Origin of the sequence: Sphingobacterium sp. SG20118, assembly GCF_044740685.1 — a bacterium.
GTDB lineage: Bacteria > Bacteroidota > Bacteroidia > Sphingobacteriales > Sphingobacteriaceae > Sphingobacterium.
Map to the genome: position 1 here is coordinate 4,535,329 of NZ_CP172826.1, position 16,302 is coordinate 4,551,630.

Below are 16,302 nucleotides of genomic sequence, written 5' to 3' on the forward strand. Positions count from 1 at the left end.
AAGAATAACAGAAAATAGGAAGATTATAATTAAAAATGTAGGAATCATTAACCTTTTCCATATTTTCAATAACCTGATCAAAGAAGCTTCCATTTTTTCCAATCGAAATACAATCCAGATGATATATGACAAATAAATGATAGCCGATAGGATATTGGAGAACCTAAAAAATTTATCATAGTGTTCGTACCTAAAAGGAGCATTGTAAGCTAGAAAAACAAAAACACTGAACGCTAAACAAAACGGCAAGAAATGCAAATAGTACTTCTGTGGTATTCTAGCATTGATATACTGCTTATATAAAAGAAAAATAAATGGTCCAAAAAGTAAACTAAAGGGGAATGCCAAAAATAAATTAATAAAAGCAGGATAACTAAAACGAATCAATAACCCAGTAAGGAATTGCAAAAAGACAATTAATAAAATTAACAGGACCAACCGATTCGATTTATTATACTTGAATTGCAGCTGATAGTATATGCCATATACATTTACAAAAAAAACAACTATAAACAATAGGACAACATGCATAATTATTAAGTAAGTTATAATATGACACTAATCTTAAAAGAAACCCGTTTTATAAATATCAAAGATTAATGCTATCTGGTATACTTCATTTTAGGTCGAATTCAATTTACAAATAGAACAATAATTATGTTTTTAACGGCAAAAAAACAAAGAATAATATAATTTTGTAGCGATTACATGACACCTTACCCATCAATTACGAAAATTATTTTCCGCAGGACGTATTCGACACCCTCATCTATTTTTTAATTACAACTAATTGGAATTTGCTTAGGTTTAATTTGCCATCTGACCAAAAAGTCTCTGCACCTCATCAACAATACGATCCATCCCTGGTAACAAGTAAGTTTGCGCGTATCGAGAACAACATTTGCTCGACTACTTTTTGAGGTTGCAGCAGCATGCTTTAGCTAAAAATGAAAAATAGTTCAAGAGATGAAAAAAATTAATTTTAATAGGTGCCTATCGTGCAGGCACTCCATAAGCAGGCTCTATAAATAGCAATCACAGCGCTATAGCTTCGATGTCCAAGGCAGCTCGATTGATCGCGTTAGTGCAAGGGCAAACTAAACCAAAACTCCGCTCCCTGCCCTAGTTTACTTTTCACAAACAGTTCACTACCATTTACTTTTGTATATTCTCGACAGATCTGCAACCCTAAGCCTGTTCCTTTCTCGTTGTGTGTACCCAATTGGCTGTAGCCATCATTGGTCAAGACACTTGCTATTATAGCAGGAGACATGCCCATACCGGTATCGATAACATGTACCTCAATGTGGTCACTACCTGCTACTACACTCGCTTTTATCGTGATTTCATCACCTTCATTACAGAATTTGATGGCATTATAGATTAAATTGCGCAATACGATCTTTAGCGATTCCAAATCAACGTATACCTGCACATTTTCTGCTATCAGCACGTTCATGTGTATCCCTTTATTCGTTGCCTGCATGTTATAGAGATCAAGCATCTGCTGCACAACCTCCAGTAGATTAACATACGCTTTAGTCACGATCTTGTTCTGCAATTGATCGGTAATCCATAGCAGTAAGTTGTCTACAGCAGCGATCATGGCATCAAGCTCCGCCTGCGATGCGTTGTTGAGTTCTTTTGCCAGTTTCTGGCGATAGATCCCCCTCATCATCCAACATCAAGATCATCTTCACATTAGCAATAGGTCCTCTGATATCGTGGGCCATGATGGAAATCAATTGTTTCTTAAACCTGTTGCTTATTTCCAGATTCACAAATTCCTTTTCGATCAGTGACTTCGCTTTTCGCAACGCTGCATTTGCTTTTCTTTTCTGTACGAATAAGATATACAATAAAATAGATACGATGATCAACGAGATGATAACTGAGGTCGCCAAATACAGTTGATTCTGTTTTTTATTTAAAACGGAATGGTGATCGGACTCGATTTTCTCCTTACTTTTCTCAAACCCATATTTTTCTTCTAACCTAATGAGTGCCTCCCTATTGGATTTATTATCCAGACTATCCTGGTTACTTTTAAATAACTTGTAATACTTCAGTGCCGCCAGGTGATTACCCTTGTTCTCATAGATTTTACTCAATAGCTCTGCCGCGGTACTGCTGTAATACAATTGTCCCTGCTGTGAAGCCAGTTCGTAACCCAATTTAGCGACCCATTCGGCCTGTTCGATCTGCCCTAGATTGCTATAGCTATCGCTCATATTGGTCAATAGGCGTAAGTATTCTGTCCGCTCACCGGTCGACTCAGACACTGTTTTCGCCTGTTCATAGTATTTGAGTGCCTCGGTGTCATCCCCCAGTTCGCTATTCACCTTTCCCAACGAGATCAGTGCATTGCTGGTCGCTTTGCTATTTTTAAAGAATCGAGCCAAGCTCAGGGAATGCTTATAGTGCTGCTGTGCCATCTTATAATCCTTTTTCATCAGGTAAAGATGTCCGATATTCCCCAGTATAAACGTATTGTTAGTTGAATCTCCAAGCTCCTCGTAGTAGGCTTTACTCTTCCCATAAAATGAAATCGCCTGATCTACTTTCTTTTGATAATGGTACACCATTCCGATGTTATGCAAAATATGGCCTATCACTTTTTTCAGATCGTGTTTTTCGGCAATATCCAGCGCTTGATACAAGTATTTCAACGCCTCATCATGCAATCCCAAAGCGATAAAAGCATTCGTCATACTGCTCATGCTATTCGCTTCTTTGGTATAATCACCCGTCTGTTGTGCCAGTTTTATTCCCTTTTGATAAAAAGAAATGGCGTTCTTATAATCGCCTTTTTCATAATAACCAACACCCAGATTGATATAGGCATTCATTTTTCCAGCGGTATATTGGATCTGTTCGCTTTTTAATAGCGTTCCTTTACTGAGTAAGATCAGCGAATCTGGATTTTGGCTCCAGAGGGTATAGGCATACTCATTTTGTTTATTGATAGCAGTCGTATCAGTAAGTGCAGTTTGCGCTATCGACCGTGCCGATTTCCCAAAGCTTACCCCTAGATTGACCATTAAAAACCCAAGTATAAAAATAAAATATATAAGACCGGATGATCTATTTTTACAGGTGACTTCCATTTCTAAACCTAGCAATTACGATGTATGACTTTTGCTGGCAAAGGTAACTTATTTTAAGATATTTGTATCAGTCCATTACAACCACATTAAGGTAGGACAATATCAAAATTGCTCCTTTATGGCAACAACTATTATTGCAATTCATCCAGAAATAAATTCCGAAAAAAGGCCATCCAGATCTATTCTAAAAAAACAAGATCATTTGAGCGTCGGCCCAAATGATCTTGTTCATTTCAATCGTTCATAGTTACCAGACTTAGCTTAGACCAAGTCCATTTTTATTATTCCACATAACCTGGATTTTGGACCAACAGTGGGTTTTTTCTAATCTCATCACGCGATAACGGAAGGAAATAAACCTGATTTTTCCATACTCGGTTCTCTTTCGTACTGAATTCCTGCGGTGCATAGTGATAATCATAGATCGACTCATCGTGCTTATAGATATTCGCCATAGACTTACCTGGTTTAAACGTCGCGTTAACCTTCACGATCGTCACCTTGCGACCAATAGTTTCATCTGCAACCAACCATCTTCTCGCATCGAAAAAGCGTTGCTCCTCGTAAGCCATCTCGATACGACGCTCATGACGGTATATCGTACGAAGTGAATTTTGATCCGTTGCTGTAATGGCCGGCATACCCGCTCTGAACCTAATTTTATTCAACCATGTTCTCGCATTTTCCGTTTCGCCAAGCTCGATAGAAGCCTCTACATAATTAAATACAGCCTCAGTATATCTAAAATATGGCCAAGGCACAAACTGTCTTCCCTGAGCATCAATAATATTAGGATCTGGATCAATAAATTTTTGGGTATAATAACCCGTCCATGTTCCATTATGCGCTTCCTTAGGCCCCTGCTTAGTATCTAGTCCCGCAACCTTTGTCACCTTCCCACTTATCACCAATTCATATTCACCTGTCTGTATTTGATTGGCAGGGTCCGATGAGTTGTTTCTAGGTTTCCAATCTGCCCCATCGTACAAGATAGAGGCATAAAAGCGTGGATCTCTATTTTTATACGGGTTGGATTTATGCACGGTATTGTTCCAATCAAATTTAGTACCATCGATCATTTCATAATCATCCACAAGCAAACCTATCGGTTGGTTACCGCCCCAACTACTGTACCCATTGGGGCCATTATGTCGGGCATGCGCAGAACTTTGTTCGGTGATGAAATAGCGCGCATAAAGAATATCCGCAGCAGCCTTTGGGTCAATACCCTCGGCTTTACTACCGCCACCCATAGCAATACTTTTGTAATTGACCTGACCTAGCTCTGCCGTCTCCGGTTTCGTAAGGTCTAATCTATAACCTGTACCAGCATCGAGCACTGCCTTAGCCGCAGCCTGCGCCGCACGGTATCGGTCCTGTTGCGAACCACTTGTGTAGGCTAACAAAGGCAATTTGTCAGCAAGATCTCCTAGATCTTTTACTTTAGCCGTTAGCTTTGTCTGATCATGCAGATCACTTGCTGCATAGAGTAGCACCCTTGCTTTAAGTGCCAAAATAGTATTCGGATTGATACGACCTTTTTCTAGCACTTTACCATTCAATAGTTTAGTAGCCTCATCACAATCCTGTATAATCTGATTGATACATTCCTCATAAGTCCCGCGTTCCTTTGCGTATATCGTTCCATCCTCATTATACAAATAACTATTCAAAATAAGTGGTACGCCGCCATAATAGCGCAACAATTGTTGGTAACTATAAGCACGGATAAAATAAGCTTGCGCCAATAATTCATTTTTCTTTTCCTGATCACTGATACCATTCATCGCATCATCAGCCAGTCTTTCGATCGCAATATTACTAAATCTGATATAGGTATACATCCGTTCCCACCATCTCGAGGTTCCACCCCACCCTTCGTTAGCACCATTTATAGCACCCGAATTCAAGAGCAGAAACGCATCCGTATGGTTCCATAAGGACTCATCAGTAGCAGAAGCTTGCATCTGCTCGGTAAAACCCGAATTGCCTCCCTCAAAAACATTGTATATATCACTCACGAACTTTTCCGCCAATACCGGATCTTGCCATGTCGTAGCATCTGAGAATGCATCCCGAGGCGTTACATTCAAAAAATCGGTACTACAGCCTGTTGTGAACAAGAAAACAGCAGGCAACATATATAGGAATTTATTTTTTATCAATTTCTTCATTTCAATTTTATTATTATTTACGACTTACCTTAAAATGCAGCTTTTATACCAAAAGTGATGATTTTAGATTGTGGGTAGAATTGACCAGAACCACTTTCCGACTCAGGATCCCATATTTTAATCTTATCAAAAGTCAGCAAGTTGATTCCATTCGTATAAAAGCGGATTGAATTCATGCCTATGCTTTTCATCAAATCACTAGGTAAGGTATAACCCAACTCCACATTTTTCAATCGGATATAATTTGAACTGCGGATCCAGTAGGTATTATCAGTAGAAGTATAATAGGTATCCGAACGATTGGTAAGACGAGGATCCACAGCACTCGGATTGTCTATACTCCAACGGTTGTCATAGTTCCACTCTAAGTAGTTACCGATCGCTCCTGATTCAGTAGGTCCCATTTTCCTCATACCCCCCGTAGCTCCCTGCAGCAATACACTGAAATCAAACCCTTTATATTGCCCACCAAGTACGACTCCACCTGTAAACGTAGGCGTACCATTCTGGTCCAAGCGTACACGGTCATCACTTGTTATTTTTCCGTCACCATTATAATCGACATATTTCATATCGCCAGGTAATAATTTTCCACCTTTTAATCCAAGCGGAGTATAATCTACCGTATTTGCATCGATAGCCGCTTGATCTTTGAAAACACCATCATACAGGTAAACTAACCATGAATCTGTGACCTTTCCGATCTGTTGTTGATAAGGCAAAGTATTGACAACATCACTCGAGTATTGTACATCATTTTTAGCATAACCACCGTTTACCCCTATGTTATAAGAAAAATCACCCACCTTATCGTTATAGGTCAATTTAAATTCATACCCTTTATTGACCAAATTACCAAGATTGGCAATCGGTAAATTACCAGAAATACCAGAACTGATAGGTACCACGCCAGGGTTTTTGGTCAAGACATTTGTCCGTTTATTATAAAAGAAGTCTAACTCTAACGCCAGCTTATGGTTTAAAAAAGAGGCATCCAATCCGATATTGCTATTATTGGCAACCTCCCATGTAAAGTTCGGGTTTGGAATGGTGCTTTCGTACAAAGTTTGATACAGCTTATCACTGAACACCCCTTGTCCTGTATTCATCAACGATAAATACTTATATTCTTGAAAAGCGCCTTCATAGTAAGCCTCAGCACCCATCTGCCCCCAAGAAGCTCTCAGCTTCAAGTTGTTGACGAAAGACACATTGTCTTTGAAGAAGCCTTCTTCAGACACTCTCCAACCCGCAGAAATACCTGGGAAGAAACCAAACCTTTTATTTGTCGGGAATACATAAGAACCATCGACTCGCCAGTTGAATTCGAATAGGTATTTTTCTTGATAATTATAGTTCACCCTTCCGTAATAGCTTAAGCGTGCTCTATCGTATACATTCTCGTTACCCAAGGTTTGGCGATCAAGATCTCCAAAATTCAATTGCTCGACCAATGTTGAGGCAAAATCCTTTCGAGCAGCATAGAAACCATTATTGGTCACCGTTTCACGTGTTAATCCAGCAATCGTAGAGAAATTATGTCCACCATTGAACGTTTTATCATAAGACAATAAAGCCGATAGATTGATTGCCAATTGATCTTCCGCAGCTTCACGAAGCTGTGCTTTAGAATCTATACCGTCGGGTATAAAACCTGTGAGCAATGGAGAGACTCCGTCGGCTTCAAAACTCGCATTATCCCATCGGTATAAAGTCCAAGGTGTTTCCCATCTTTTCGATCGGCCCCAATATTTATCAATGGAAGCAGTTCCCGTTAACTTCAACCCTTCAACACCTGGTATTCTAAAATCCAATGCACCCGTATTTTGCAAATAATCGCGTGTATTTCTATCGTATCCGGTTGCGCCAGTCGTAATTACAACAGGATTTAAGCCGGCCTCTAGGTCTTCTCCTGGTTTTCCATTCGGCCATGTGGCTATATTAATAGGAAGACCGCGAATAAGGGTTCTAAAGATATCGCCAGCACCTCTAGTCGGAAAGTTACGAGATTCTTCACGTCCAGTGATTCCCCATCTTGCTGTCACATATTTCCCTAATTTAAATTCTAAATTTGCACGGAAATCGTATTGTTTAAAAAAAGTTGCCGAATTTTTATAGATCGCATCCTGGTCTAAGTACCCCAATGAAACCAAGTATTTGGTTGTTTCACTACCTCCACTTATTTGCACATTATGGCGTTGTTGTGGCGACCAATCTTTGATCGTACTGCCAAACCAATCGGTATTGGGGTACCGTAAAGGATCTGATCCATCCATATATTTTTGGCGTTCTTCTGGTGTAAAAGCCTGGTCATTTTTACCATCTTTTCCTATAAAAGTACCGTCACCCGTATTGATATCTTTCCAGATATCGCTCCATCTACTAGGATCTTCTGGATACACTTGCGTTACCTCGTTCATGATTGACGTATACTGTGCAGAATTCGCCATTTTTGGAAGACGTGTAGGACGCTGTATACCATAGGAGAAGTCGTATGAAAACTGTGGTTTTCCAACTTTCCCTTGCTTGGTCGTGACCAAGATAACGCCGTTACCAGCACGAGAAACCGTAGATAGCGGCTGAGGCATCTTTCAATACCGATACACTCTCCACATCATTCGGGTTTATACGATCCAGTCCTCCTGCTCTTTGTGGCACACCGTCTATGACGATCAATGGGCTTGTATTTCCTCCAGACAATGAATTGATCCCGCGAATACGAATCGTAGAACCATCACCTCCAGGTTCTCCACCAGCTTGCATAGCTGTTACGCCCGGCAATCGACCTGCAAAAGAGTTTGAAAGGTTAACCGATGATGATTTAGCCAGATCCTCTCCTTTTACAGAGGCAATTGCTCCGGATACGACCGCTTTTTTCTGTGTTCCATAACCTACTACGACCACTTCATCCAGTTGGTCACTTGTCGGTTCTAACATCACATTTAAGGGTGCATTTCTATTCCCTTCAACCCCTATTTCCTGTGGGGCATATCCAACCATTTTAAATACTAAAATATCTTTATCCTTTACGGTAATCTGAAATATTCCTTCTTGGTTTGTTGCAGTCCCTGTTGTTGGGTTTCCTTTCACTTGAATGGTCACACCAGAAAGTGGGCCATTGCTATCTTTTACTGTCCCTGTCAATTTGATTTGAGCAAATACTGGCAACATAGTTAGCATGCATACGACCAGAATGCATAAGTGGAGACAATATCTCCCATAAAATTTAATGTTCATTAGCTAGATTTAGTTTGGTAGTTTTTTTAATAATGTATGTATCAGGTTTAGTTTATAAGTATAAAGATGAATCCAAGCGTCATCATCCTCTACTGGTTTCTCAAATATAATAAAATTTAAGTGGTTTCAAGAAGAAAAATCCAAAAATCCTTCAGCAATACCCCCATCAAAATTGTTGCCCTTTGGCAACAACTATTATTGCAGTTCATCCAAAAAGTAATCCTAATAAATTCGTGACACTCCAACTTAACACTCAGATAATGAGAACATTTAGCACATCAACCATTATCATGCTCATCCCACACGGACCATGCTGAACGGTCGCTATCGCAAAAGCATGATAGTTTGTGATTGGAATAATCGTAAAACCGCAAAAAATAGTTATTTTTGGCATGAAAATTACTTCACATTTTATGGACAAATGACTCAGAGACGTTTTTTTTCAATTAGTGCGCATCGGATTATGGAACAAGGAATCACTCTATTCCTTATCCTGAAGAAAAGGATGCAAATTGGATGATGGAGGAAACTTTGGTCAACATGGTGCTCGTTTTGAGGGAGGTAAGACTTCGGTTATTTCTGTACATCCTGAAGGAGCCCATAGACTATGGGCCAATTTTAAACGTTACTTTAAGTATGCACTGCAAGAAGTGCTTGTTTTTCCTATCGTACACACCTATTCAAAATTTTTAGGTATCGATAAGGATTAGAATTAAATAGCAACGCATAATATAAAACAAACAATATTCAACTTTTGTTAAACAATCAACTTTCTATACTTACAAGCAATTAAAACTATGAGCAAAAGAAAAGACAATTCAAGATGGCTAAATGTCGCTATTTCTTGGGGGGCGAGTATCGTCATCATTGGGGTATTATTCAAAATATTACACATAGGAGGTTCCTATGCCAACTACATGATCGGTATTGGTCTGGGGGTAGAAGCGTTCCTATTCTTCCTGATGGGATTCAATCCTCCTCCACAAGAGCCAGATTGGAGTCGCGTGTATCCGGAATTGGACGATAATTTCACAGGTGAGCGCCCTGTCCGTGGGGCAGCAGTTGTCAACCAACAATCAGGTCCATCAGCAACCGTAGCGTTAGATAAAATGTTTGCTGATGCAAATATAGAACCCGCATCGATTGAAAATCTAGGTAGAGGCTTACGTGACTTTAGCGAAAAGATGTCAGCCATCAACAAGATTTCAGATGTATCGCTGGCGACAGAGGATTTCACTCAAAAGCTAAAATTAGCGACTTCAAAATTCGACCACATGAGCCAAGCGTTTGAAAAAGCATCTGCTAATTTGGTTCAAATGTCCAATTCTTCCGCCGACACGACAAGTTACCATGATCAGGTTCAAAAACTGACCGGCAATTTACAACAGTTGAACGGGATGTACGAGCGTGAGCTTCAAGACTCTGCTTCACACCTCAAATCCATGAATCAGTTTTATGAAAATTTAAGTTATACGATGCAAAACTTCAACGAATCTTTGGACGATTCCAAGGCATTTAAAGAAGAAGTGGGCAAGCTTGCAAAAAACCTAAACGCATTGAATGCGATTTATGGCAATATGTTAAGTGCCATGAACCAACCTCGAGTATAATTCATCCTTGTATAATTTAATTCAATAAAAATGGCATTAGGAAGAGAAACTCCAAGACAAAGAATGATTAGCATTCTTTATCTGGTATTACTGGCGCTACTCGCGCTGAATGTACCCGATACCATCTTGGATGCATTTAAAAACATCAACAATAGCCTGGAAACTTCCCGGTCGAATGTCAACAATGCGGTGCAGCAATTGTTTACGTCATTTGAAAACACCAAACTGAAGGAAGAAACCAGCACGCGCTAAGCCGATATACGATAAAGCAAAACAGGCACAGGCCATCATTGGAGACCTGAATACCTATATCAATAGCCTGAAAGAGGAATTGACCAAACAAGGTGGCGGTTATGACAGCGAAACCGGAGATCTAGTGATGCGGGAGAATGAAGACATCTCTCCCAACCTCATGATCAACGAGAAAAAAGGCGTTGTTCTGAAAGACAAGATCAATGAAACCCGCACCAAACTGCTTACACTTCTAGGTCCTGAAGGACAAAAAAGCGTTTCCTTCTCGCTTGATGCATCGAACCCTGAAAAAGCAGTAAATGGGAAGAAAACCTGGGAAGAGATTAATTTCGGTAATGGTACACCCTTAACAGCAGCCATGACCATCCTTACGAAAATCCAGACAGACGCACAAAATGCAGAATCAGATGTTGTAAAATTGATCTTGGGAAAAATGGATCAAGCAATTGTCAATCTGGATAAATTTGCTGCAGTAGCGGTTGCCCCAACTTCGTATTTGGTACAAGGACAACCCTATAAAGCTGAAGTATTCTTAACCGCATCCGACTCAAAGTCACAACCAGCGATCAGTGTGAATGGATCGGCATTACAAATTGTCGACGGTAAAGGAGTCTACACGGTACCAACGAATAAAGAAGGTACATTTTCTTGGGCAGGAGTTGTTCAGGTCAAACAAACTGATGGCTCTATGAAAGAGTATCGTACGACCACACAGACCTATCAGGTAGCCCGTCCATCGGCGGTGGTATCACCAGACAAGATGAATGTCTTGTATATCGGTGTAGACAATCCACTTTCAGTTTCGGCTGCAGGTACACCAACAGATAAAGTAAAAGTGGACATAACAGGAGGTAGCCTTTCAGGCTCTGGCGGTAAATATAACGCACGAGTTTCATCACCAGGAACAGCGCGTGTCACTATTGCTGCTGAAGTAGCACCAGGGAAAATGCAGACGTTGAGTACGACCGAATTCCGTGTAAAACGCATTCCAGATCCTATCGCTAAGTTTGCCGGTAAAACAGGCGGTAATATGGCAACTGTAGCCCTTAAAGCGCAAAATGCCGTATTTGCCACTCTGGAGAACTTTGATTTTGACGCTAAATTTAAGGTCACCAAATTTACGATGATATTGGCTAAGCCACGTGCTGATGCAATTGTTTTATCCACCTCAGGTAATCAATTGAGCTCAAGTATGGCATCAGCCTTAAATGGCATCGTACCCGGCACACGTGTTATCTTCGATAACATCGTCGCTGTAGGTCCTGATGGTACCTCTCGCCAGTTAAATGCAATCGCATTGACCGCGAACTAATATAAAAAAAGCACATAAAAAAAACCTTCTCAACACATTGAGAAGGTTTTTTTATGATAAGTATTTCGATTTTTACAATGGCGAATTTCCCCCACACCTACTTACGCTGCCGCATCCATTAACCCAATACCAAGCCATCCTGCAATAAAAAGCGCTTAAGCGCACTATGGAATTCTTCCACTTTCACTTTCAAGTGCAGATTTCCGTGCGCGTTGCGCTTTTGTTGTTCCACTGCTGAATCGATAACTTAAACTCAACCGTACCTGCCTAGATTCGTAGTAACCATAGCTATTGGAAACAAATCCAGGGAAATTTTGCGTATACTTACTTTGATTCCCTTTATAGATATCATTGATAGCAAACCTGACCGTTGCTTTATCCTGTAGCAGCAATTTTTGAAAAGCGATATCCACCTGACTAACGGCTCTACTCAGCGTATTGGCACCACTGAGACGTCTTGAATTATAAACAGCTGCAAGTTCAGCCTTCATTTTATAAGGCAGCTTAAAAGCCTGTATTAAACTCACACGACCTGCCGCCTGTTGCAAGTTTAGATTTCTATACGCATCAAAAGAAACATCATTTTGGATATAATAAAAAAGACCATTAAAAGTAAGGTCCCACCACGGTTTAGGAGCAAAATTCTGCGTCAGCGCTAGTGACCAATGTTTTTGTGTCCCTACATTCTTACTGATCATCACAATTTTATCGCTATCGAGTGTATCCGTTACCTTCGCATTCAGCTGATCGGTATAAGCAAAGTTAAACGAAATCACCGTGGCACTTTTTAGGGAATACAAGACGGTAAAACGATGGGTTAAGGATGGACTTAAAAACGGGTTTCCCTGCCAAAAAGATAATTCGTCCAGCATATAAATAAACGGGTTTAGATCGGCATAGGCCGGTCTTTCAATCCGCTTGGCATAAGACAAAGAAAGGGTTTGATTTTCACCAAACTGTCTGGTAGCAGAAAAAAATGGAAATAAGTTGGTGAAATTGCGATTAATTTCATCTTCCCTATCAGTAGCATTCTCTTTGTAAAGCAGCTTACCCGTTGAACGCGAATTTTCTAATCTCACCCCACCTTGGAGCGACCATTTCCCTAGCGTTCGTTTATAATCGACGTAAGCACTGGAGGTATGCTCATCAAAATGAAAATCATTGGAGCGTCGATTGTCCAGACTATCCGCTACAGCACCCACATGATAAAACCTCGAATTGTTTCGAGAAGCCACATTCGAATACTTCAAGCCTGTTTCCAGCTTACCCTGCCAGAGGTTCATCCCATAGTCAAGTTTGATTCCTTTTAGATCAATATCAATCCCATTGAGCGTCCGGTATAGATTTTCCTGAAGAATGGTTTGTTGCTGATCGCGGTAGGTATTGGATTGTAGGTTTTTATTCCATTTATCAAAAAAACCATAATCTGCATCGATATTCAAGCTCCTGCCCAGCGTATCTTCATATTTGTAGTTGAAATTAAAATTATAACGAGCAGTATGCTGTCCATAATAATCGTTTATAGCATCCAGAGACTCTTCCATCTCTAAGGACGGAAGGGTACTGATTGCTGTTTCTGGTATCGGTGATCCCCCCTCCATAAATAAAATTGCCATTTACCAAAAAACCGATGGTATTTTTATCGTTCAGATAATAATCGGCCCCCACTTGTGTGGACATTTTCTGGCGTTTGTCCACATCATCAGTATGGCTATCGTATGCTTTTCCATTTTGCTGACGGTTTGTGCCGTACAGGTAATTGTAATTACCCAAGGTATGGCTATAATTACCGTATACATTTAATTTATCTTTCCGGTAATTGAGCGCAACATTTTGGAGCTGTTTAGCACTGACACCATAGGCTATAGTACTGCTGATCGTACCATTGAGCCCTGTTACCTGATTTTTTTTTGTTTTGATATTGATAATACCTGCCGATCCTGTAGCCTCATATTTAGCCGTTGGGCTATTGATGATTTCAATAGACTTGAGGTTATTGGATGATAATGATTTTAACAGGTCTGTCAATTCTTTTCCAGAAAGAAAAGTTTGACGGCCATCCAACAGAATTTGCACACCGCTTTTTCCATTCAGTGTAATGTCACTTTCATTTTCGACATATACTCCGGGAGCTCTTTTCAATGCTTCCAAAACAGAAACATCCTGTCCACCAATCGTGCTTTCAACATTGTAAATAAGCGTACCACCGTCGATCTGCACCATTTTTTTCTTTCCCTCAACAGCAACCTCCGCTAAGGAATTGGCCAATGGCAAAAGCGTAAACGTACCGAGGTCAAAAGTTTCCGGTTCAAAAACTGCAGACAGCTGCTCTTGATACCCCATATACCTCACTTTTACAAAATAACGTCCAGCTTTGGCAAATTTTATTTGAAATTGCCCCAAACTATCTGTTGCAGTACTCAGAACAAGCTTTTCATTACGATCATGAAGGCTCACCGTAGCCAATGGTATAGGCGAGTGGCTCTGATCGACAACTTTCCCGCTCATGCGTTTATCGTGCATCTGCCCGTACAGCTGTGTACAACACAAAACAAATATTCCAACCCATAAGGATTTTAAAACTTGAGATGCTATCATCTTACACATTAACTTTCTAAGCTGCTAAACTTATTGATAAATTAAATATTTCTTTCTCATCTCTTTATAGGTCTCGAGTCCTGGTGCCCAGCTTTTACGAATTTCATCGGCAGACATACCTGCATTAATGGCCTCCCGTAACGCAGGTCCACCCGCTAACTTATCAAATACAACAATTTCTTTACTTTGCTTGGCATCAAAAAATAGTTTTTTATTCGGATAGTTCTGATACGTCTCGATCAACCAAGAAAGGTCAATCTGCTTTGATGCTCTTAATTTTTGTAGATCAACAGTTCTTAAGTCCAAGCCATAGCACAGTTCATTCAGGTGAATTGGTGTCGCACTCATATTTGGGATGCTGACTGGCGTAAACGTAAAATCATATTTCCCCTTTAATTCAGGAGCACCAATAACGGTGAATGGAAACAATGTGCCTCGACCTTCACTGAGCACCGTACCTTCAAATAAGCAAGTCGAGGGGTATAACAAAACAGCCTGATAGGTATTGATATTCGGAGACATATTTACAGGTGGTATATATTCCATCTCATGGCTATAGTTTGCTACTGGAACAATCTTGATGTTACATTGAACACCATTTGCGAGCCAGCCTTCCCCATTGATCATCTGCGCATATTCCCCGACCGTCATACCATGGGTGATGGGCACAGGGTGCATGCCGATTCCCGATTTATACGCCATATCCAATATTGGTCCATCGATAAAGTATCCGTTGGGGTTTGGTCGATCTAAAATCAAAAGTTCTTTTCCTTGTTCCGCACAAGCTTCCATGACGCGATGCATCGTCGCGATATACGTAAAATAGCGAACACCAATATCTTGAATATCAAAAATCATCAGATCCACATCTGCCAACATCTCTTTTGTTGGTTTATTGGTCTTGCCGTATAAAGAAACTATTTTAACACCTGTCGCTGGATCAATGGCATCCGTAACTTTTACCCCCGCGCCTACGTCACCACGAAAACCATGTTCCGGGCCAAAAACTTTGACAATATTAACACCAAGTGCAATCAGGCTATCCACACTGGATTGATCTCCGATTCGTGATGTAGGATTAACCACCATCCCAATTCTTTTTCCTTTCAAATAACTGAGATATTCGGATGTTTGATCAGCGCCTGTACGGATTTGTGCAACAAGAGGATAGGTGAGTAACAGGACGATGCAAAAGCTGAAGATAATTTTGACTGTTTTCATATGTATGAGATCATCCACATAACCCGACTTTCTTTTAAATCTTTATTTGGTGTAATGAGGTTATATGGGGTTTATAATCATGTAAAAAGGAATGTAATTGTCATTCCTTTTCTTCTGTAAGAATAAGCATAAAAAATAAAATACGCAAGAAAACGCAAATTAATTATATAAAACATCAGATTAGTTACAAAATATACATAACACGCTATTTTATAACACACTCAATCACCATCATTCTTGATGGATATCAAACTATAGCTTTCAAGAATAGCATAAAAACGCAAATATTAAAATCACAAACTTTTAATGCACATGACCTCAATTTCATAAAAAAAGGCCCTCTCAGCAAATTGAGAAGGCCTTTTCCACACACTCCTGCTAGCGCCTCCTCCTCCATCTACCCAGTACCCTACTCACCACCACACTGACACAGGTCCCCACTATAGCTGTCAATACTGTCTGCAAGACATCACCTAATGAAATCGAGGCCCATATCGAACAGAGACTACCACCCAGCGTACCTATCCGCAGATTGTTAAACTTCATCCTGCACCTCCTTGTCATTTGTCTTGCGCGTAGGCAACGGTGATCCATTAGCGGTTTTCGATTGGTTTTCAGCAGCATCTCCATGTTGCTCAGCTTTATCATCGGGTTGCTCCAGCACCATCTCGATAACACCGAGCCCCAGTCCGATATATTTGAGAATATGCATGACCTTACTCGGTAATTTCACAGGAGCCATTAAGACAACCTGTACGATATTGCTTATTTTATTGATCCATTTTTTCATT

At 40.3% G+C, this 16,302-nt stretch carries 14 protein-coding genes; 4 read left to right on the plus strand and 10 right to left on the minus strand.

The window, feature by feature from the left end:
* Positions 1 to 1,081: 1,081 nt before the first annotated feature.
* From ACFX5U_RS20710 to ACFX5U_RS20730, 5 genes are all read right to left on the minus strand, one after another.
* Positions 1,082 to 1,678, minus strand: coding sequence for a sensor histidine kinase (locus ACFX5U_RS20710; RefSeq protein ID WP_400261974.1), 597 nt, complete (start codon positions 1,676 to 1,678; stop codon positions 1,082 to 1,084).
* Positions 1,611 to 3,041 (minus strand): tetratricopeptide repeat protein, encoded by a 1,431-nt coding sequence (locus ACFX5U_RS20715; protein WP_400261975.1) that lies wholly within the window; start codon positions 3,039 to 3,041, stop codon positions 1,611 to 1,613. The genes ACFX5U_RS20710 and ACFX5U_RS20715 overlap by 68 nt, the downstream gene beginning before the upstream one ends.
* 347 nt (positions 3,042 to 3,388) lie before the next feature.
* Positions 3,389 to 5,281, minus strand: a complete 1,893-nt coding sequence (locus tag ACFX5U_RS20720; protein WP_400261976.1) for a RagB/SusD family nutrient uptake outer membrane protein — start codon at positions 5,279 to 5,281, stop codon at positions 3,389 to 3,391.
* Between the two features lie 29 nt (positions 5,282 to 5,310).
* Positions 5,311 to 7,869, minus strand: coding sequence for a SusC/RagA family TonB-linked outer membrane protein (locus tag ACFX5U_RS20725; RefSeq protein ID WP_400261977.1), 2,559 nt, complete (start codon positions 7,867 to 7,869; stop codon positions 5,311 to 5,313).
* On the minus strand, positions 7,832 to 8,452 hold the full coding sequence (locus tag ACFX5U_RS20730; protein WP_400261978.1) for a TonB-dependent receptor plug domain-containing protein: 621 nt from the start codon (positions 8,450 to 8,452) through the stop codon (positions 7,832 to 7,834). Before ACFX5U_RS20730 ends, ACFX5U_RS20725 begins: the two co-directional genes overlap by 38 nt.
* Positions 8,453 to 9,030: 578 nt before the next feature.
* Here ACFX5U_RS20730 and ACFX5U_RS20735 point away from each other — a divergent pair.
* The 4 genes from ACFX5U_RS20735 (at position 9,031) to ACFX5U_RS20750 (ending at position 11,692) form a co-directional block, all read left to right on the plus strand.
* On the plus strand, positions 9,031 to 9,228 hold the full coding sequence (locus ACFX5U_RS20735) for a hypothetical protein (protein ID WP_400261979.1): 198 nt from the start codon (positions 9,031 to 9,033) through the stop codon (positions 9,226 to 9,228).
* Positions 9,229 to 9,315: 87 nt separating this feature from the next.
* Positions 9,316 to 10,128, plus strand: coding sequence for a gliding motility protein GldL (gene gldL, locus ACFX5U_RS20740; protein ID WP_400261980.1), 813 nt, complete (start codon positions 9,316 to 9,318; stop codon positions 10,126 to 10,128).
* Positions 10,129 to 10,158: 30 nt separating this feature from the next.
* Positions 10,159 to 10,380, plus strand: coding sequence for a hypothetical protein (locus tag ACFX5U_RS20745; RefSeq protein ID WP_400261981.1), 222 nt, complete (start codon positions 10,159 to 10,161; stop codon positions 10,378 to 10,380).
* Positions 10,381 to 10,417: 37 nt separating this feature from the next.
* Complete coding sequence (locus ACFX5U_RS20750; RefSeq protein ID WP_400263622.1) at positions 10,418 to 11,692, plus strand: GldM family protein; 1,275 nt, start codon at positions 10,418 to 10,420, stop codon at positions 11,690 to 11,692.
* A gap of 164 nt (positions 11,693 to 11,856) precedes the next feature.
* Here ACFX5U_RS20750 and ACFX5U_RS20755 read toward each other — a convergent pair whose 3' ends face one another.
* From ACFX5U_RS20755 to ACFX5U_RS20775, 5 genes are all read right to left on the minus strand, one after another.
* Positions 11,857 to 13,293, minus strand: coding sequence for an outer membrane beta-barrel family protein (locus ACFX5U_RS20755; RefSeq protein WP_400263623.1), 1,437 nt, complete (start codon positions 13,291 to 13,293; stop codon positions 11,857 to 11,859).
* On the minus strand, positions 13,178 to 14,290 hold the full coding sequence (locus ACFX5U_RS20760; protein ID WP_400261982.1) for a carboxypeptidase regulatory-like domain-containing protein: 1,113 nt from the start codon (positions 14,288 to 14,290) through the stop codon (positions 13,178 to 13,180). The genes ACFX5U_RS20755 and ACFX5U_RS20760 overlap by 116 nt, the downstream gene beginning before the upstream one ends.
* A 30-nt stretch (positions 14,291 to 14,320) precedes the next feature.
* Complete coding sequence (locus ACFX5U_RS20765) at positions 14,321 to 15,511, minus strand: exo-beta-N-acetylmuramidase NamZ domain-containing protein (RefSeq protein WP_400261983.1); 1,191 nt, start codon at positions 15,509 to 15,511, stop codon at positions 14,321 to 14,323.
* 378 nt (positions 15,512 to 15,889) lie between these two features.
* Positions 15,890 to 16,057 (minus strand): hypothetical protein, encoded by a 168-nt coding sequence (locus ACFX5U_RS20770; RefSeq protein ID WP_400261984.1) that lies wholly within the window; start codon positions 16,055 to 16,057, stop codon positions 15,890 to 15,892.
* A complete protein-coding gene (locus ACFX5U_RS20775) occupies positions 16,047 to 16,301 on the minus strand; it encodes a hypothetical protein (protein ID WP_400261985.1) in 255 nt (84 codons plus the stop codon). Before ACFX5U_RS20775 ends, ACFX5U_RS20770 begins: the two co-directional genes overlap by 11 nt.
* Position 16,302 lies beyond the last annotated feature (1 nt).